16 protein-coding genes are annotated in these 17,591 nt (G+C 61.0%); 6 read left to right on the forward strand and 10 right to left on the reverse strand.

From position 1 onward, the window contains the following. Nucleotides 1–27: 27 nt before the first annotated feature. The 3 genes from DES53_RS00290 to recO form a co-directional block, all read right to left on the reverse strand. Nucleotides 28–1,917: a potassium transporter Kup gene (locus tag DES53_RS00290; RefSeq protein ID WP_245958058.1), complete on the reverse strand. Its 1,890-nt coding sequence runs from the start codon at nt 1,915–1,917 to the stop codon at nt 28–30. Nucleotides 1,918–2,130: 213 nt separating this feature from the next. Next, nucleotides 2,131–3,012: a tetratricopeptide repeat protein gene (locus DES53_RS00295; RefSeq protein WP_113956214.1), complete on the reverse strand. Its 882-nt coding sequence runs from the start codon at nt 3,010–3,012 to the stop codon at nt 2,131–2,133. 51 nt (nt 3,013–3,063) lie between these two features. Further along, nucleotides 3,064–3,639 carry a DNA repair protein RecO gene (gene recO, locus DES53_RS00300; RefSeq protein ID WP_170156750.1) on the reverse strand — a complete coding sequence of 192 codons (576 nt, stop codon included), beginning with the start codon at nt 3,637–3,639 and terminating at the stop codon, nt 3,064–3,066. Nucleotides 3,640–3,744: 105 nt separating this feature from the next. Here recO and DES53_RS00305 point away from each other — a divergent pair, with 105 nt between their 5' ends. The 3 genes from DES53_RS00305 to DES53_RS00315 are packed head-to-tail and all read left to right on the forward strand — an operon-like array spanning nt 3,745 to nt 7,206. Further along, entirely contained in the window at nt 3,745–4,506 is a 762-nt protein-coding gene (locus DES53_RS00305) for an SDR family oxidoreductase (RefSeq protein WP_113957138.1), read from the forward strand. Next, nucleotides 4,503–6,038, forward strand: coding sequence for an acyl CoA:acetate/3-ketoacid CoA transferase (locus tag DES53_RS00310; RefSeq protein ID WP_113956215.1), 1,536 nt, complete (start codon nt 4,503–4,505; stop codon nt 6,036–6,038). The genes DES53_RS00305 and DES53_RS00310 overlap by 4 nt, the downstream gene beginning before the upstream one ends. A gap of 1 nt (nt 6,039) precedes the next feature. Beyond that, nucleotides 6,040–7,206: a thiolase family protein gene (locus DES53_RS00315; RefSeq protein ID WP_113956216.1), complete on the forward strand. Its 1,167-nt coding sequence runs from the start codon at nt 6,040–6,042 to the stop codon at nt 7,204–7,206. A 36-nt stretch (nt 7,207–7,242) separates the two neighbouring features. Here the strand turns inward: DES53_RS00315 and DES53_RS00320 are convergent, their stop codons facing one another. Continuing rightward, nucleotides 7,243–8,568, reverse strand: a complete 1,326-nt coding sequence (locus DES53_RS00320) for an MFS transporter (protein WP_113956217.1) — start codon at nt 8,566–8,568, stop codon at nt 7,243–7,245. A gap of 165 nt (nt 8,569–8,733) precedes the next feature. Here DES53_RS00320 and DES53_RS00325 point away from each other — a divergent pair, with 165 nt between their 5' ends. From DES53_RS00325 to trmD, 3 genes are all read left to right on the forward strand, one after another. After that, complete coding sequence (locus DES53_RS00325; protein ID WP_113956218.1) at nt 8,734–9,138, forward strand: cupin domain-containing protein; 405 nt, start codon at nt 8,734–8,736, stop codon at nt 9,136–9,138. A 102-nt stretch (nt 9,139–9,240) separates the two neighbouring features. Beyond that, a protein-coding gene (prfB, locus tag DES53_RS00330) for a peptide chain release factor 2 (RefSeq protein WP_211325448.1) occupies nt 9,241–10,366 on the forward strand; the annotation gives its coding sequence in 2 pieces (ribosomal slippage) (nt 9,241–9,303 and nt 9,305–10,366; 1,125 coding nt in all). Nucleotides 10,367–10,396: 30 nt separating this feature from the next. After that, nucleotides 10,397–11,149, forward strand: coding sequence for a tRNA (guanosine(37)-N1)-methyltransferase TrmD (gene trmD / locus DES53_RS00335; protein ID WP_245958059.1), 753 nt, complete (start codon nt 10,397–10,399; stop codon nt 11,147–11,149). Nucleotides 11,150–11,300: 151 nt separating this feature from the next. On the opposite strand, the gene DES53_RS00340 is transcribed toward trmD, so the two are convergent. The 6 genes from DES53_RS00340 to DES53_RS00365 all read right to left on the reverse strand — a co-directional run bounded on the left by DES53_RS00340 (nt 11,301) and on the right by DES53_RS00365 (nt 17,543). Next, the gene (locus tag DES53_RS00340; protein ID WP_113956220.1) at nt 11,301–11,954 is read right to left on the reverse strand and encodes a transposase; all 654 of its coding nucleotides are present in this window, start codon (nt 11,952–11,954) and stop codon (nt 11,301–11,303) included. A 146-nt stretch (nt 11,955–12,100) separates the two neighbouring features. Further along, nucleotides 12,101–12,904, reverse strand: a complete 804-nt coding sequence (locus tag DES53_RS00345) for a squalene/phytoene synthase family protein (protein ID WP_113956221.1) — start codon at nt 12,902–12,904, stop codon at nt 12,101–12,103. Further along, nucleotides 12,901–13,821, reverse strand: coding sequence for a fatty acid desaturase (locus tag DES53_RS00350; protein ID WP_113956222.1), 921 nt, complete (start codon nt 13,819–13,821; stop codon nt 12,901–12,903). Before DES53_RS00350 ends, DES53_RS00345 begins: the two co-directional genes overlap by 4 nt. 45 nt (nt 13,822–13,866) lie before the next feature. Next, complete coding sequence (locus DES53_RS00355; RefSeq protein WP_113956223.1) at nt 13,867–14,613, reverse strand: SgcJ/EcaC family oxidoreductase; 747 nt, start codon at nt 14,611–14,613, stop codon at nt 13,867–13,869. Beyond that, complete coding sequence (locus DES53_RS00360; RefSeq protein WP_113956224.1) at nt 14,610–15,629, reverse strand: Rieske 2Fe-2S domain-containing protein; 1,020 nt, start codon at nt 15,627–15,629, stop codon at nt 14,610–14,612. The genes DES53_RS00355 and DES53_RS00360 overlap by 4 nt, the downstream gene beginning before the upstream one ends. A gap of 147 nt (nt 15,630–15,776) precedes the next feature. Continuing rightward, the gene (locus DES53_RS00365) at nt 15,777–17,543 is read right to left on the reverse strand and encodes a glycine--tRNA ligase (protein ID WP_113956225.1); all 1,767 of its coding nucleotides are present in this window, start codon (nt 17,541–17,543) and stop codon (nt 15,777–15,779) included. Between the last annotated feature and the right edge of the window lie 48 nt (nt 17,544–17,591).

Here is a 17,591-nt window from a genome sequence, read left to right on the forward strand (position 1 = left end):
CGGACTGCGTCCAACTGCGCCACTCCACTACAGTTCGAGCTGGATGCCCAGTTCGATGACCTGTCGTGAGGGAAGCTGGAAGTAGCCGGTAGCGGGCCGGGCGATGCGGGAAAGAAAGACAAAAAGTTTTTTCCGCCAGGTGGCCATGCGGCCCTTGCCGTCGGTGAGCAGGAGTTCACGGCTCTGGTAGTAGCTGATGTCCCCGAGCTTGGTGATGCCCTGCCTCTTCAGCGCGGTGGTGAGGTCGCGCATCACTTCCGGCTGTTCCGCAAATCCATAGCGCAGAATGATGCGGCAGAAGGATTCGTGCAGTTCCACAATCTGAATGCGGTCCGCATTCTTGATGTACGGCTCCTCCTCGAATCGCACAGTGAGGATGACGGCATTCTGATGCAGCACCTTGTTGTGCTTCAAATGATGCAGCAGCACGAGGGGGAGGCCATCCGAGGAGGACGAAAGGAAAACGCCGATGCCCGGCACACGGAGGATTTTGTTTTTCTTCACCTCCTCCACGAGGTGAGTCACCGGGATGAGCTGGCGGGTGACGCGCTTCACCAGGATGGCACGGCCGTCGCGCCAGGTCTTCATCAGCGTCCAGAGGATGGCGGTGATGACCAGGGGGATCCAGGCGCCATGCAGGAGCTTGGTGAGGCTGCCCAGCCAGTAGCCGATTTCCATGGAAAGGAAGATGCCGATGGGGATGGCGGCCATCCAGGACGGCGTCTTCCACACGCGGGTCATCACCATGAAGAGCAGGATGCTGCTCAGCAGCATGTCCGAGGACACGCTCAGACCGTAGGCGCCGGCCAGCGAACCGGACTCCTGGAACACGACCACAAGAGTGAGGCATGCCACGCACAGGAGCATGTTCACCTGCGGCATGAAGATCTGGCCGCGCATGTCCGGAGAGGTGTGCACGATCTTCAACCGGGGAAGGAAGCCGAGCTGCACCGCCTGCTGGGTGAGGCTGAAGACGCCAGTGATCATGGCCTGTGAGGCGATGATGGTAGCGGCGGTGGCGAGGAAAACGAGCGGCCAGTGGGACCACGCCGGCGCCATCTGGAAGAAGGGATTGAACTTCGGCTGGTCCACCATGCCGGGGTTGTTCAGGATCAGGGCGCCCTGGCCAAGGTAGTTCAGGATCAGGGCTGGGTAGGCGGCGAAGATCCAGGAGCGGTTCATGGCCGTGCGGCCGAAGTGGCCGATGTCGGCATACAGGGCCTCGCAACCTGTCACGCAGAGCAGCACGGTTCCCATGATGTGCAGGGCCTCGGAGCGCTCATAGATGAGGTAGATCCAGCCGTGGTGAGGCAGCAGCGCGGTAAGGATGCCGGGCGCCTTCACGAGATTCATCAGCCCGAGAAGGGCCAGCACAAAGAACCAGACCAGCATCACCGGTCCGAAACTGGCGCCAATGCGTACCGTGCCGTGCCTTTGTACAAGGAAGAGTCCCAGCAGCAGGATGGCCGCACACAGGGGCACAATGAAATGCGGCAGGTCCGGATTGATGACGTAGAGACCTTCCACCGCCGCGAGCACCGAGATGGCGGGCGTGATGATGCCGTCCCCATAAAGCAGGGAGGCTCCCACGAGGGCGATGATGCTCAGTACTCCAATGGCTCGCTTGGAAAGACCCGCGGCTTGCTGGCGCAGGAGCGCATAAAGGGCAAAGACCCCGCCCTCACCCTGATTGTCCGCACGCGAAAGGAGCAACAGGTACTTGATGGTGACGATGATGGTCAGCGACCAGAACATCAGGGACACGGGCCCGTAGACGGTGAGCACCTTGTCCGCCTCGAACCTGCCGTGGGACACGGTCTCCTTCAGGGCGTACAGTGGGCTCGTCCCAATGTCTCCATACACCACCCCGAGCGCCAGTAGCGCGAGAGTCCAGCTCGAGGATTTCTTGTCTGACATCGGATGCCTTCCCCGTGTTCCTAAGGTCCGGGTCGAGGGACTGCCATCTATGCATTGCGCCGGAGATTTGGCAACTTGGAAGATGTGAACGTGCAGTTCACACGTTCAACGTAAGTACGTTATGCATACGTGTTGAGGGTGGCGTGGAGAAACCCGTGTGCCCCCGCCTTCATCGCGGAATCTGCTGCACCTCTATTTAGAGGACGGGGCGAATTACCGCCGCAGCACCTTGGCGATGCGCTTCCTGAGGGCCTCGGCCTTGCGGTCTTCGCCCATGGAGTCCAGCACGTTGGCGTAGTCCATGCCGATTTCCTCGTAGCTGTCTGCGCAGGTATCGATGTTCTGTTCGAGAATGCGCAGGGCCTTTTCGTAGTTCTGCTGGGCAGCCGCGTCGTCCTGCAGTTCATAGCAGGCGGTGGCGAGGTTGCTATAGCTCTGGGCCACTTCTGGATGCTCGGGGCCGAAGACCTTCGTGCGGATGTCGAGTGCCTCCATGTGCATCTCCTTCGCCTGCTCGGGGAAGCCGGCGGTGTAGTAGAGACCACCCAGGTTGTTGAAGACGGCGGCCACGCGTTCATTGTCACGGCCGTAGTCCTTCTCCAGAGTCTCCAGCGCCATCAGGTAGTGCTGCTCCGCAAGAGGGTAGCGGCCCAGGCTTTTGTAGATCATCGCCAGATTGTTGCGCATCTGGGCGCTGTCATGGGTGCGCGGCGGCACCATGCGGTCGTAGCCTTCGATGGCCTGCTCATACAGCGGGATGGCCTGGTCCTCTCGCTGGTTGAAATCATACAGGGTGGCCAGTCCTGAGCGGAGGCGGGCCATCTGGAAGGTGTCTGCGCCACCGCGCTCGCCGGTTTCGATGCCTTCCTGATACAGGGACTCGGACTTCTCGAAGTCGCCGGCCTGGCGATGCAATTCCCCGAGGGTTTCCAAGGCGTTGACCAGCAGGGGAAGGTTGGCTTCATCCTCCTCGGCTGCCTGTCGCGCATTGCGCAGGGCGGTGCTGGCCACCCTCAGCGCGTCGTCGATCTTCCCGGCATCCAGCAAACTGGACAGATGTCCTTCGAGCAGCGTGTTGAGGTTTTCTGAGGACATGGGTTCAGTTTGAAGCCGAAAGGATCACAACAAGCATGGACCGCGTTTCCATCAAGCAAAATCGCGATCGCTGCGGGATTCTTGTTTAGGGATTTTGGCAAGTTCTTCAAGCAGTTGCTTGCGCTGAGGTGGCAGCGGACGGTGATAAACATCGTGCAGGAGGGCAGCCGCGCCCTTCTGCCCATCCCCCAGGCCCAGTTCCGAGCAAAGGCGGGTCTCGTATCGCTGGACCAGTCTTTCCGAGGGTTCGTGCTCCACGAGGTAGTCCAGGCTCAGTGTCAGCAACTCGTGAATACCACCCAGCGGTGTTTCCTTTTCGGCCACCAGATCAATAAGCTTGCTGAAGTAAGTGGCGGCCAGCACCCGCAGGTAACTGGCTCGGAGCTGCAGTCGCGGGTTCGTGAGATGCACTTCACGCAGGGTGTGTAAATCGGTCTTTGGGTTGCGGGCCCACACCACCTCGCAGGTGACGAAGAGATCCAGCCGTCCTGCAAAAGGGGACTTGGGCTGGAGAGCACCCTTGGCCACCGTCTTGAAGAGCCCGTCCTCCGCCGAGCACCAGTGCACGATCAGACTGGTTTCGGTGAGCCGGGTGCGGTTGATGAGGATGGCACTGGAAGTTTCCAAATAGAAATGCCTCCGGATGGGGTGGGGAAGAAATATGAAACCTTCTTTTCCACGGAATGTAAAGGCTTGCAGAGCTCGTGGCGTTCCGATTTTATGACGCCCGGCATGAGCATCGCCATCGATCTGACTGGAAAAACCGCCCTCATCACCGGGGCATCGCAAGGCATTGGCGCCTGCATGGCACGCACGTTTCACCAAGCGGGCGCCACCGTGGTGATCAATCACCCTGGCATGGGCAGCACCGCTGCGGATGCGGCGTCCCTCGCCGCGGAGCTTGAGCAGGAACGCGCAGGAAGTACCCTCGTGGTGGAGGCGAATGTCGCAAGCGCGGAGGCAGTGCAGGCCATGATGCAGAAAGTACGCGAAGCCTGCGGTGGACTCGATTACCTCATCAATAATGCCGCCATCATCCGTGACCGCACCGTCGCGAAGATGTCGCTGGAGGAATGGCAGTCCGTGATGGATGTAAATCTCTCCGGGGTCTTCCACTGCTGCAAGCATGCGCTGGAGATCATGCGTGATCACGGCGCCATCGTGAGCATGGGCAGCATCGCTGCGATCCAGGGGTTCTACGGCCAGGCAAACTACGCTGCAGCGAAGGCAGGCGTGCAGGCGATGATGCGGGTGATCAGTCGCGAGGCGGCGAAGCGTGGCATCCGCGCCAATGCCATCGCGCCAGGGGTGGTGGATACCTCCATGGCGGCGACTATTCCGGAGCATGTGCGCGCGGAGATGCTGAAGAATGTGCCACTGGCCCGCTTCGGCACGGTGGAGGAGATTGCGCATGTGGCGCTTTTTCTTTGCTCGCCACTCGCGTCCTATGTCACCGGGCAGACCATTGAGGTGAACGGAGGCTGGCGCGGATGAGGGCCGCTGCGCGAGTCGTCTCTGTGGAGGAAGCCGTGGCCGCGATCCCGGATGGCGCGACCGTGGCCGTGGGGGGCTTTGTAGGGGCCGGGCATCCGGAGATGCTCACGGCGGCGCTGGAGCGCCGCTTTCTCGCGGGAGACGGACCCCGTGATCTCACCCTGATGTATGCGGCAGGGCAGGGCGACCGTGCGTCGCGTGGACTGAATCATCTCGCTCACGAAGGCCTCTTGAAACGGGTCATTGGTGGACACTGGAACCTTGCTCCGAAGCTGGGAAAGCTGGCGCTGGAAAACAAGATCGAGGCGTATAACATTCCCCAGGGGGTGGTGTGTGTCCTGTTTCGAGAGATTGCTGCGAAGCGTCCGGGCATCTTTACCAAGGTCGGGCTGAATACCTTCATCGATCCTGTGCATACGGGAGGCCGCATGAATGCACGTACGACGGAGCCTCTGGTGGAGCGGCTCGCGATGGATGGCGAGGACTGGCTGCGCTACCGCACCGTGCCAATCCATGTGGGGCTCATCCGCGCCACCAGTGCGGATGCGCGGGGGAATCTCACGATGGAGCGCGAGGGTCTCGTGGGGGAAGTCCTGCCCATCGCCCAGGCGGCACGCAATCACGGCGGCATCGTCATCGCACAGGTGGAACGCCTCACGGAAGGCAGCGTGGATCCCAAGGCGGTGCGCGTGCCCGGTGCGCTGGTGGATTATGTCGTGGTGTCCGATGCGGAGCAGCACGCGCAGACCTTTGGCGAGCAGTATAATGAGGCGTACGTCACCGCGTTGGGCGAGAAGCTGGAGCCGCCACGGCTCTCCTTCTCTGAGCGCAAAATCATCGGGGCTCGTGCGCTGCAGGAGATACGACCCGGTGAAATGGTGAACCTGGGCATTGGCCTGCCCGAGGCAGTGGCGTCCGTGGCAGCGGAGACAGGCAGGTTGCGGGACTTTACACTCACCGTGGAAAGCGGGCCTGTGGGCGGCGTGCCGGCCTCAGGTTTGAGCTTTGGCTGCAGTCATCGCCCGGAGGCGGTGATCGACCAGCCATCGCAGTTCGACTTCTACGATGGGGGGGGCATGGACATCGCGATCCTCGGCGCGGCGGAGATCGATGCCGAAGGCAGCGTGAATGTGAGCATGATGTCCGGCCGCTTTGCCGGAGTGGGTGGCTTTGTGAACATCGCGCAGAGTGCAAAACGTCTCGTCTTCTGCTGCACTTTTACGGCAGGGGATCTCGCGGTGGAGATGCAGGAGGGGGGCCTCCGCATCATGCGGGAGGGGAAGCACTCCAAGTTTGTGAAGCGGGTGCAGCAGGTCTGCTTTCACGGCCCCACCGCCATGCGTGAGGGACGAAAGGTCATTTATGTCACGGAGCGGGCAGTTTTTGAGCTGACCCCACAGGGGCCGGTACTCGTCGAGCTGGCTCCGGGAATCGATCTCCAACGCGATGTGCTGGATCGTATGGAGTTTGCGCCTGTGGTACAATCGACACGCACGATGCCCTCCGAATGTTTCCCGCAGCGCCTGTCCTGATATGAAATGGCCGACCCCCATCTATGTTGTCGAAGCGAAGCGCACGCCCATTGGCCGCTTTTGCGGTGGGTTGAAGGAAATGTCACCGGTGGAGCTGGCACTGGCGGTAGCGCAGACTGTGATGCCGGATGAACTGGGCGGGCAGGTGGATGAAGTAATCCTCGGCCAGGTGCTGCAGGCTGGCTCGGGCATGAATGTGGCGCGGCAGCTCGTGCTGCAACTGGGCCTCGCACAGAGTGTGACGGGTTTCACGGTGAATATGGTCTGCGCCTCCGGCATGAAGGCCGTGGCGCTCGGGGCAGATGCCATCGCGTCTGGACAATCCTCCGTGGTGCTCGCGGGTGGCGTGGAGTCCATGAGCCGTGCGCCGCACTATGCGCGCAACGTGCGGGAAGGGACGAAGCTGGGCCATGCCACCCTGGAGGACTCCATCTTTGTGGATGGCCTGACGGATCCAATTCTCAAAGTGGGCATGGGTGAGACGGCGGAGCGCATTGTGGATGCCTGCGGCATCACCCGTGAGGCGCAGGATGTCTTTGCGATGACCAGCCAGGAGCGCGCGGCCGCAGCAGTGGAGGCCTTTCAGCGGGAAATCGTGCCGGTGGAAACAAAGGCCGGCATGATCACCCATGACGAGCATCCGCGTGCAGACACCACCCCGGAGAAGCTGGCGAAGCTGAAGCCCGCCTTCCGCAAGGATGGCACGGTGACCGCAGGGAATGCTTCAGGCGTCAATGATGGTGCCGCGCTGTTGCTTCTGGCTTCAGAGGAGGCGGTGCAGAAGTACGAACTGCAGCCTCGCGCGCGCCTGATTGCGGGTGTTTCTACCGGTTGTGAACCGGCGACGATGGGATTGGGGCCTGTATCCGCCGTGCAGAAGCTGCTGAAGGAAACGGGCTGGTCCATGGATCAAGTCGATGCCATGGAGATCAACGAGGCCTTTGCTGCGCAGACCCTCGCATGCGCCGAGCAACTTGGCGTGGATCGCGCGAAGCTGAATCGCCGTGGTGGCGCGATTGCCCTGGGGCATCCTGTGGGCTGCAGCGGTGCTCGTGTGCTGGTGACCTTGTTGCACATCCTCGAAGACGAGGAACTGAAGCGCGGTGTGGCGACTCTGTGCGCCGGTGGCGGCATGGGCATTGCGATGGCGATGGAGCGGGTGGAGTAGAGCCTCGCGATTCGGCTGACATGGAGGAGAGGGTGCCTACTCATCCCTGCTGCCCGCGTCCTCATGCTCCAGCGACCTTCTGCTCGTCTCTGCCGCAATGAACACACACGCAATCGTGATGGCACCCATCACGATCAGATACACCGCGATGGGCCAGGGCTCGTTGTCGCTCCACTTGAGAAGGCCGGTCGCAATGAGGGGCGCCAGCCCACCGGCCAACGGAGAGGCAAGCTGATAGCCCAGGGAGGTGCCGGTGTAGCGCGTGCGCGTGCCAAAGAGTTCCGAGAAAAACGCGGCCTGCGGCCCATACATGGCAGAGTGGCCGATCATTCCGAGGACGATGGCCGTCCATACCAGCAGGGTGTTCTGCGTGTCCACCAGCCAGAAGAAAGGAAATGCCAGCAGCACCAGGAAGAAGGCACCTCCCAGATAAACCGGGCGGCGACCGACGCGGTCTGAGATGGCGCCAAACCACGGAATGGTGACCAACTGGATGGCGCTGCCCAGCAACACGCCATTCAGAGGAGTACTCTTCGGGAGACCAAGCTTCTCGGTGGCATAGGTCAGCACCCACACAGTGAAGATGTAGAAGAAGGCGTTCTCCGCGAGACGTGCACCCATGGCGAGCAACACATTGCCGGGATGTGTCTTCAGTACTTCCAGCACGGGCATCCTGGCAGGCGGCTTCTCCTTCTTTGCCTGCTCAAAGGCGGGACTCTCCAGCACCCGCAGGCGGATGAAGAAGCCAATGCCCGTGAGAAAAATGCCAAGCAGGAAGGGCACACGCCAACCCCAGTCAAGGAAAGTCTCCTGCGGCATCAAGTTGAAAAGACTCATGACCCCCGTGGCCAGAAGCATGCCCGCCGGCACACCCGCCTGCACCCAACTGGCATAGAGCCCGCGCTTCTCCTGTTTCGCATGCTCCACCACCATCAGAACGGCGCCGGCCCACTCTCCACCCACGCCGAGTCCCTGAATGAATCGCAGAAACACCAATGAGATGGGTGCCCAGATGCCAGCCGCTTCATATGTGGGTAGCAGGCCGATGGCACAGGTGGCCAGCCCCATCATCATGAGGGTAGTCACCAGCATCGACTTGCGTCCGATGCGGTCACCGTAGTGTCCGCAGATCACGCCGCCCAAAGGACGGGCGAAAAAGCCCACTGCATACGTCGCGAAGGACGCCATGGTCCCCATAAGCGGGTCGAAGGTGGGAAAGAAGAGTTTGTTGAAGACCAGCGCAGCCGCCGTCCCGTAGAGGAAGAAGTCGTACCATTCGATGGCCGTGCCGACGAAGCTGGCGGTCACCACGCGGCGCATCGCATGCGGATGGGGTGGTGAGGCAGGAACGGATGAAGACATGGGAGAGCTGGAGGCGGAAGAAAAACGGGTCGTCGATGCAACTTCTCTCGGAAGCTCAATGTGAAGGTTCTACCAAAAATAAATGAATGCCTATGAGAATATCCTTACGCCCGCTTATCTTTGTGCCTGATCACTCACGGCTCGTGAATTTCATCCCCCTCCCCCATGTCCAGCCCTCTTCGCATCGTCCACTACCGGGCCACTTCCCCTTCATTTGTTCAACGGCTCGGTCCCTATAAAATCGAGTCTCTGGTGGCTCCGGAGGATGAGCGTGCTGCCACGGCGTACCGCGTGTGCATTGAGCCGCACCAGACCACCGGCGTGAGCTACCACAAGGTGGCGGAGGAGTTCTACTATGTGCTGTCCGGCAGTGGCACGGCCATCCTGAATGGCGAACCCTTCAAGCTGGCGGCGGGTGATTTCCTGCGCCTGCCTCCGGGCACGACGCATGGCTTCGTCACTCAGGAGGAGGAGCTGGTGATGCTGGATTTCCACACGCCGGGCTCGCGACCGGACCATGATGTCTACTTTGTCGGCGCGACTCCAGAGGGGTTCACGGTCAAGGAGTAGGGCTGGAAAGAGGCGCGGCCGCTGCGAGGGAGAGATACGTATCTTTTCTTGCGCAGCCGCCATGGTGTGGCTACCTGACCTATGGACCAAGCCAAGACCGTCATCACTGATATGCAAGCCTTCGACACCGAGAGCCTGAAGGGCCGCCTCGGCGCGCTCCGGAGGTATCTTTGACGTCGCGAAGCTGAAATCCGAACTGGAGACGCTCGAGGAACAGACCGCTACGCCTGAGTTCTGGAACGATCAGGACACGGCGCGCAAGGTCATCGGGCGCGTCAACGCGATCAAGGGCCAGCTCGAGCCGCTGGCTGCGTTGGAAACGCGGCTGGAGGATTTTCTCGTCCTGGGTGAAATCGCCGAGCATGAGAATGACCTCGCCTCCTGGAAAGAGGTGGAGAAGGAATTTGCGGCTCTCGACAAGGCGCTCGGCGAGTTCGAACTCACCGTGATGCTCAGCGGCGAGTATGACAAGAACGGTGCCTTCATGACCATCCACTGCGGTGCGGGCGGCACCGAGTCCTGCGATTGGGCAGACATGCTCCTGCGCATGTACACCCGCTGGTCTGAGCGCTCCGGCTTCAAGGTGGAAATGGTGGACTTCCAGCCCGGTGAAGAAGTGGGCGTGCGCAACGCCACCTTCAAGGTCACGGGTGACTACGCCTTCGGGAAGCTGAACTGCGAACGAGGCGTGCATCGCCTGGTGCGCATCTCACCCTTCGACGCGGCGAAGAAGCGCCACACCAGCTTCGCCAGTGTGGATGTGACGCCCGACATCGAAGACGACGGCGGCATCGAGCTGAATGAGGCCGACATCAAGTTTGAAACCTACCGAGCCGGCGGCAAGGGCGGCCAGAACGTGAATAAGGTGGAAACGGCCGTGCGCCTCATCCACGCTCCCACGGGCATCATCGTGAACTGCCAGGTGCAGCGCTCTCAGGGCAAGAATCGCGAAATGGCGATGCACATGCTCAAGGCCAAGCTGTACCAGCTTGAGCAGGACAAGAAGAAGTCCGAGATGGAACGCCAGTACGGTGAGAAGGGTGATGTGGCCTGGGGCAACCAGATTCGCAGCTACGTCTTCCAGCCGTATCAAATGGCCAAGGACCACCGCACCGGGGAAAAGACCGGCAACATCCAGGCCGTGATGGATGGCGACATCGACGCCTTCATCGAAGCCAAGCTCCGCGGCCGCAAGGCGGGTGAGAGCGATGGGGATGAGGAGGTGTAAGGAGAAGGGATAAGGGAGTCGCGGCAGTTCGTGCTTCTGCTCTGGCATGGACCGGTGCAGAAGCACGCTTGCTCACTCTGCGCCTCCTGCTACTTGTGCCGCATCGTGCTTGCTGACATCATCACCCTCTTTCCCGAAGTCGTAAACGTCCCGCTGGGCTCCAGCATCATGGGGCGGGCACGGGACAAGGGGCTGTTTCAATTTCGTGTGCATGACCTGCGGGAGCAGGGCATGGGGAAGTATCGCCAGGTGGATGATGAGCCGTATGGCGGCGGCCCGGGCATGGTGCTCCGGCCAGAGCCCATCTTTGCGACTTTGGAGCCGTTGCGCACGCCGCAGAGCCGCGTGTTGCTGATGACGCCGCAAGGGAAGCCCTTCAAGCAGGAGGATGCCGTGCGGCTCAGCAAGGAGGAGCACCTTATCTTCTTGTGTGGTCACTACGAAGGTGTGGACCAGCGCATCGTGGAGAGTTGCGTGGACGAAGAGCTGAGCCTCGGCGACTACGTGCTCACGAATGGCGCGATCGCCGCCGCGGTGATGATCGATGCCATCGTGCGTCTCTTGCCCGGAGTGCTCGGTGATGATGAGAGCGCGGTGCAGGAATCCTTTGGCGAGTCTGGTTTGCTGGACCATCCGCACTACACCCGTCCGGCGGAGTGGCGTGGCATCAAGGTACCGGATATCCTGCTTTCCGGTGACCACGGGAAGATTGCCAAGTGGCGCAAGGAGCAGGCGCTCGAGCGCACAAAGGCGAATCGGCCGGATTTGCTCGAAGGAAAGTAGTCCGCCGAGCTTCGTCGGCGGGGGCGACAAGGCCTGCAAACACCAGCAGACTACAAGCGTCTCAGGCAGGTGAGCGCAGGCCCAAGGAGAGGGAACGCCTCGTTCCCTTCAGGGTGAAACGTCCCATGACGAATCCATCCCAGCTAACGTCTCAGTCCTCAACCGGAGCGAATTTCCTCGCTAGCTCCGTCTCATAGAGCGTGTATTCACCCTCTCGCAGTTTCGCCTTGGAAGGATTCCTCCTGATATACCTCACACAATTCGCGAAATGGTTCCCATCCCGAATGAGTCGGTCAAAGTAATCCACTTGCCAAAGCGTTCCCCGCCTTCCGGCCAACCTGTTGATGGGATGTGTTGAAGAGCCCTTCCACGATTTCATGATTTCCTTGAGATCCGACTCGATGTGCAGGGACGTCAAGGTGTGCGCGTGATTGGGCATGATCACCCATGCGTGATGCCAGTAGAGCACCTCATCAGAATGCCGCAGCGTGGCTTCCACAAGAGCGCGGCAGCCGGGGTCTCGAAGCAAACAAGAACCATGTCCGGCATCCAGCCACGCATCCATCTTGGCTGAAAAGCGTTTGTGGTATTCTTTCTGCACTTCCGCGGTCCACGGCTCAGGATGATGGGAAAGCCAGATTTCGCGTTCTTGTTTCCATTGAGCGCGCAGCTTGGCGGGTACAGCGTCGGCGAGGCGGATTGTGAGGAAGTAGGTGCGATCGGGTTGCTGCCAGTGAGGGAGGCGGTTGGCGGTCTTCGCGACGTGGTCGAAGGGGTTATAAAAGTGTAGCGACTCGCGGTCCATCGCTGGATGGTTGCGCGATATGAATGCAGAATCAAGGTCGGTGATATGCCATGGTGATGGTGGATCGTGGGACGTTTCACCCCTGAAGGGAACGAGGCGTTCCCTCTCCTTGGGCCTGTGCTTCCGTCGTGGATGACTTGTAGGTGTTATCGTGAGGCGTAGCTTTCGACGGAACGCTGAAACACACCCAGCAGCTTCGCAGCCTCAGGCTCCCGTACCGAGACTTCCGCGAGCTCGGCACGTGACTGCGTGAGGTGCTCTTTTACCCTCTCGTGCTCTTCCTTCAGCCACGCGGCGACATCCGGAGTTTGCATCGTGATGGATGCTTCCTCTCCCGCACCCGCATGTGCGCGCACTGCCTCCACCACCTTTTGCGGCACGTTCACAATACCCGCCTTCACATCATCCTCGAAATCCCTCACCACAGAGCACCATGCGAGGGCTTTCACCAGGCCGGGCACTTCTCTCGCACGTGTCTGCAATCCAGACACCACCAGCAAAATATCCACCGAGTGGTAAAACGTGCGATGCAGATGCGCGTGCAGCGTCTTCTCATCCAGCAATAGTCGCTGCACGCGGCGCTGGGAATCGAAGTGCATCGCTTGCAGCAGGGCATACACATCCGTGCGGCCTTCGGGAGTAGCTTCGAGTTCTTTCCAAAAGACTTCGCCGAGCTGGGAGAGGGGAATGTCCCCAGCAAAAACACCCGAGTCCCACTCCGCCTGCATGCGCGCAGCCAGCGCATCGAGAGAACCGTCCCAGGTGCGATCGCCGTCCATGTAGTCGTCAAACAACTGCAGGAAAGCATAGCCCACGCGGGCGGCGCGCATCTTCCTCCAGCGCAGCAGCGAGCGTCCGTAGAGGACGAGAAAGATACCGAAGTAGCGCCGGTGACGTCTCGCAAAGCGCAGGCACTCGGTGAAGCACAACCATTCAACGCCACGCTTCATGTCTCTGGTTTCTCCGGCATGGGGCGGGGACCGCGCCACATGTTCAGATAGATACGCAGGAAGGAGGGGCGCGGCTCGGTGAAATCCACATGCTTGTGCAGGTGCACCCACGGCACATCCGGATGCTGGTGATGCGCCTTGTGGTGGTGGTAGTTCAGAAAGAGCCACTGCACCACCTTGTTCACCTTCAGGTTCCAGGCACCTTCCTTCACATCGAGTTCCGACCAGGCGTGGTCTGCGTATTGCAAGGAACTCCAGTTCACTGCGAAAGCCGCATAGCAGAGCAGCCAGCCTTGCCAGGTGGCATCCGAGAGGATGAAAAGCGCCGCCTGCACGGCGAGCGTGAACAGGATCTCCAATCGAATCCTCCCACTCGGTGCGTTGTCAAAACCCTCCAGCATCGCGTCCGCTGCGGTCTGCTGGGCGAAACGAGAATCATCGGAACGAAGCGCCTTCATCTGAAATGCACCCGGCCACACGAGGTACATCATCATGCCCAGCGGTGAGGCGGTCCAGTAGAGTCCGGTGAGGATGCAGTACCACTGGAGGTATTTCAGGAGCTTGTTGTCATGCGGGCGCAAATAGTCGAACTGCTCGACCTCGGTGCGATTGTTCCTGTGATGCCGCAGATGGAAGATGCGCTGAAACGTGAGTGCGGTGGGGAAGAAGGCTGCGGCAATGCGCCCGCCCCATTCATTCATCGCGCGATTCGAATGGAAGATCCCGTGCACGGACTCGTGCAGCAGGGAGAAGAGGGTGTTTCCCACGAAGGAAAACGCCACCATGGCGAGCAGCACCTGCCACCAGGCGGAGGCGTGGGACGCGGCGTGCAACAAGGAGCCGGCCACCACGGCTGCGCCTGCGAGCAGCAGCAGGTTCAGCCGGTCGGGAATGGCGCGGAGCTCAGGAAAGGACATGGCCGCAGGAAGGTAAGGTCACACGCGGCCATGCTCAAGCCTCACTCAGCGGCGGCCGCTCGTCTTGCGGCCAATCATCATGCCCAGCAGGATGCCGACCACGGCGCAGCCCATGCCGACCATCATCATGGTCTTCTGCAGGGCGGTGAGCACAGGGTTGTCGAACATGTTCGTGGAATAGTGGATGGCGGTCACGAGCCACTTGCCATCTTCCTTGATCATCGTGGCCGTCCAGCGGGCATTGATGTCCAGGCGCTGGCCTCCCTTGAGTGTATAGACATCCTGGGTGGAGCCGTAGCACACGCCCATGCTGTCATTGAGATAGAGGCTGGTGAGGTCGTCCGCGTCGAACTTCACCGTCAGGTTGTCCACCACGCGGTTCGGGCCGGACATCATTTTCACATAGTAGTCGCGGATGCCCTGGTGACCTTTGGCCACGTCGCCGTTCATCGTGGTGAAGACGATGTTGGGATGCAGAAAGGCGACGAGGGCATTCACATCCTTCTTGTTCATGGCATCCGTGATGCCATCGCGCAGCACGCGGAGCTGCTCGTGATTGGGATTCTCCGCGGCGCGTACTTCGAGAGGTGCGGCAGCGGTGCCGGGTGCCGGAGCTGGCGCAGGAGCAGCGGCAGGTGGTGTCGCGGGCGCGGGCGCCGGGGTGTCCGGCACGGGTTGAGCAACGGATGGCGCGGGTGTGGGCGCTGGCGCCGGGGCGGCGGGTTGCTGGGCAGAGGCGCTCGTGATGCAAGCCAGCACAAGCAGTGGAAGGAGAAGCTCGAGGCGGGTCATAGCGGCTGCGGGGAGTGAGGTTGGGGGATGCTACCGGAGCCTTGGCGTGCGGCAAAGCTCAAATACTTGCAAAGATACGGATCTTCCTCCGGAGTCACCTTCGGAGAAAAACGCATGCCTTCCAGAATGCGGATGTCCTTCTTCAGGAAGGCGTGGAAAAGCCAGCCCGCCACCTGCACCCGAAGCCGGGAGAGCAGTGGGGCGGACCCACGCGGAACTGCGTACAGGGGTTTCACGATCGTGCCGCCTTCCGCCGGAAGAAAGCTGAGCCACAGGAAGGTCTCCCGGCGTTGAGTGCGCGTCTTCACCGTGAGCACAGAGCCCTCCCAGCAGTGGATGGTCACGTCGATGGCATTGCCAGAGACCTTCCGCATGATGCGGTCGGCCAGCTCGTTGCCAGTCACTTTCGACATGTACTTAAATTCCAGTCGATGTCCCTGGTCATCGATGCTCGGCGTGCCATGCAGGGCCCGGGCGTGGACCGTCTGGAAATGATTTAGGTCAAAGGCGTTTGCCACCACGGCCTGCCACGGACAGCGGAGGAAGACGGGCGTGCCCTGCTTGTACAGGAGTGACTCGGGTGAGACTCCATCAAAGAGCGGGAAGGGCTTCGCGTCGGCTTCTTGTCGTGGCGTCACCCAGATGGCGTCGCAGGCTTCGCGGACTGCATAGGAACGCAACGCAGGACGAGGCTGGAGCTTGGCAGGAGCTCCAGGGCCAGCACATCCGGGGGGACTTCCATGGCTGCCCCCGCACTCGAACCGCCAATGGTGCAGGGGGCACTGCAGCGAGGAGCCATGCACAGAGCTGTGGGCCAGATGCGTGCCCATGTGCGGGCAGTAGGCCTGCACGGCGCGTACGGCGCCGTCTTCTCCCCGAAATACTACAAGCGGCAGACCGGGCAGGTCAAAGGTGAGTACGGTGCCGCGCTTCAGCTGGCTCGAAGGCGCGACGAGGAACCAGCCGTGCAAGGGCAGTGGCTTATGCCAGTCGAGCTCAGGGAAGGGGGGCTCCATCGCGGGGGTAAATGACCATCCTAAGCATGTGTGGACTCGTCAACTGATGAGGTGTCATGCGCATCAAAGGAAAGCGCCGGTACCCAGTGAGGTTCCGGCGCTTTCAGAGGGTTCACGAGACGTGAACTGCGGATGTGGGCGGGCTGACTACTGCACGCGCTCCACCAGCCAGCCAAGCAGCTCGCTGATCTTGATGCGGTGCTGGGCATTGCTGTCGCGCTCGCGGACGGTGACGGTGTCCTTCAATTCTTCGCCTTTTTCGCCGAGGGTTTCGAAGTCGATGGTCACGCCGAAGGGAGTGCCCGCCTCGTCCTGTCTCGCGTAGCGGCGGCCGATGGCAGCCGTTTCGTCGTAGAAGCAGTTCATGTGCTTCTTGAGCAGGTCGTAGACTTCACGCGCCTTGGACACGAGCTCGGGCTTGTTCTTCAGCAGCGGGAACACACCCACCTTGATGGGGGCGATGCGCGGATGCAGGCGCATCAGGGTGCGGACTTCCACCTTGCCATTCATATCGGCCTTTTCTTCTTCACAGAAGGCACTCGCCAGCACGGCGAGCGCGAGGCGGTCAAGTCCGGCGGAGGGCTCGATCACGTGCGGTACATAGAAACCTTTGAAGAGGCGGTCAAACCAGGCACGCACTTCCGCTTCCGTGAGCGGGGTGCCCTTGGTCTTGGCCTGCTCAGCGGCGATGCGCTTCTGGATCATCGCTTCCTTCTGCTCCTCGGTCAGCTTGGCAGCGGCGGCCTTCAGTTCATCATCAAAGTACTCCTGCGGCTTGCCGCTGTGCTTCTGGTGCTGGCTGAGGTCGAATTCACCACGAGCCGCCACACCTTCCAGCTCATCCGTTCCGAAGGGGAACTTGAAGAGGATGTCCGTGCAGGCTCGCGCGTAGTGCGCGAGGTCGTCAGCCGACTGCGTGTAGTAGTCGAGCACATCGGTTCCGAGACCGATGGAATTGTAGTACTCGGTGCGCTGAGCCACCCAGTAGCGGTGCCACAGGTCCCAGCCCCAAGTGGGCTGCGGTGTGGAGAGGTCTGCACTTTCGCTCCAAGCCTGCGCAGGAGCGCCGGTGAGGATTTCGATGGCCTCGTCCGGCTTGATAAAGAACTCGAGTTCCATCTGCTCGAACTCACGCGAGCGGAAGGTGAAATTCTTCGGGGTCACCTCGTTGCGGAAGGCTTTTCCAATCTGGCAGATGCCGAATGGCACCTTCACGCGAGAGCTGTCCACCACGTTCTTGAACTGCGCGAAGATGGCCTGCGCCGTCTCCGGGCGAAGGTACGCGACATCCGCATCCGTGGCCGTCGGGCCCACGAAGGTGCGGAACATCAGGTTGAAGGGACGCGGCTCGGTGAGCTGAGCACCGTTCTCGGGGTTGAAGGCACGTGTATTCTCCACCTTCTCGCCGGTCTCACCACCGGTGGGTTCCGGGGACTTCACCCCGCGCTGTTCGTAGAAGAGCTTGGCAATCTTCAGCGCGGACTCACGAGGCTTGCCCTGCGGGGCGAGTACGGCAAAGGGGACGTCACTCTTCGTGTCCTCAGCACCGGTTGCTCCGGTGAAGCGATAGACCATGCCACTCTGCAGATCGACGTGGTCCGAGCGGAAGCGCTTCTTGGTCAGAAGGCAGTCACTCATCGGGTCGCTGAAGGTATCCACGTGACCGCTCGCCTTCCAGATGTTGGGGTGCATGATGATGGTGGCGTCGAGGCCGACCACATCTTCACGCTCACGGGTCATGGCGCGCCACCAGGTGTCGCGCAGGTTGCGCTTGAGTTCCGCGCCCAGGGGGCCGTAGTCCCAGAAGCCCGCGATACCGCCGTAGATCTCGCTCGACTGGTAGATGAAGCCGCGGCGCTTGCAGAGGCTCACGAGCTTTTCCATGGAGGCAGTATCTTTCTTGTCTTCGGGCATGGCAGGGGTGGGGTAAAGAGGGCAGGCAACCAAGGCCTTCCGGCCCCC

Source organism: Roseimicrobium gellanilyticum, from assembly GCF_003315205.1.
Taxonomy (GTDB): Bacteria; Verrucomicrobiota; Verrucomicrobiia; order Verrucomicrobiales; family Verrucomicrobiaceae; genus Roseimicrobium; species Roseimicrobium gellanilyticum.

What these genes read in the sequence shown, in the direction of transcription:
- DES53_RS00340 (WP_113956220.1), bottom strand. Translation starts at nt 11,954, where the DNA reads ATGGACCGCGAGTCGCTACACTTTTATAACCCCTTCGACCACGTCGCG.
- DES53_RS00310 (WP_113956215.1), top strand. Translation starts at nt 4,503, where the DNA reads ATGAGGGCCGCTGCGCGAGTCGTCTCTGTGGAGGAAGCCGTGGCCGCG.
- DES53_RS00325 (WP_113956218.1), top strand. Translation starts at nt 8,734, where the DNA reads ATGTCCAGCCCTCTTCGCATCGTCCACTACCGGGCCACTTCCCCTTCA.
- DES53_RS00320 (WP_113956217.1), bottom strand. Translation starts at nt 8,568, where the DNA reads ATGTCTTCATCCGTTCCTGCCTCACCACCCCATCCGCATGCGATGCGC.
- DES53_RS00350 (WP_113956222.1), bottom strand. Translation starts at nt 13,821, where the DNA reads ATGTCCTTTCCTGAGCTCCGCGCCATTCCCGACCGGCTGAACCTGCTG.
- DES53_RS00295 (WP_113956214.1), bottom strand. Translation starts at nt 3,012, where the DNA reads ATGTCCTCAGAAAACCTCAACACGCTGCTCGAAGGACATCTGTCCAGT.
- DES53_RS00355 (WP_113956223.1), bottom strand. Translation starts at nt 14,613, where the DNA reads ATGACCCGCCTCGAGCTTCTCCTTCCACTGCTTGTGCTGGCTTGCATC.
- DES53_RS00305 (WP_113957138.1), top strand. Translation starts at nt 3,745, where the DNA reads ATGAGCATCGCCATCGATCTGACTGGAAAAACCGCCCTCATCACCGGG.
- DES53_RS00365 (WP_113956225.1), bottom strand. Translation starts at nt 17,543, where the DNA reads ATGCCCGAAGACAAGAAAGATACTGCCTCCATGGAAAAGCTCGTGAGC.
- DES53_RS00360 (WP_113956224.1), bottom strand. Translation starts at nt 15,629, where the DNA reads ATGGAGCCCCCCTTCCCTGAGCTCGACTGGCATAAGCCACTGCCCTTG.
- DES53_RS00345 (WP_113956221.1), bottom strand. Translation starts at nt 12,904, where the DNA reads ATGAAGCGTGGCGTTGAATGGTTGTGCTTCACCGAGTGCCTGCGCTTT.
- DES53_RS00315 (WP_113956216.1), top strand. Translation starts at nt 6,040, where the DNA reads ATGAAATGGCCGACCCCCATCTATGTTGTCGAAGCGAAGCGCACGCCC.
- DES53_RS00290 (WP_245958058.1), bottom strand. Translation starts at nt 1,917, where the DNA reads ATGTCAGACAAGAAATCCTCGAGCTGGACTCTCGCGCTACTGGCGCTC.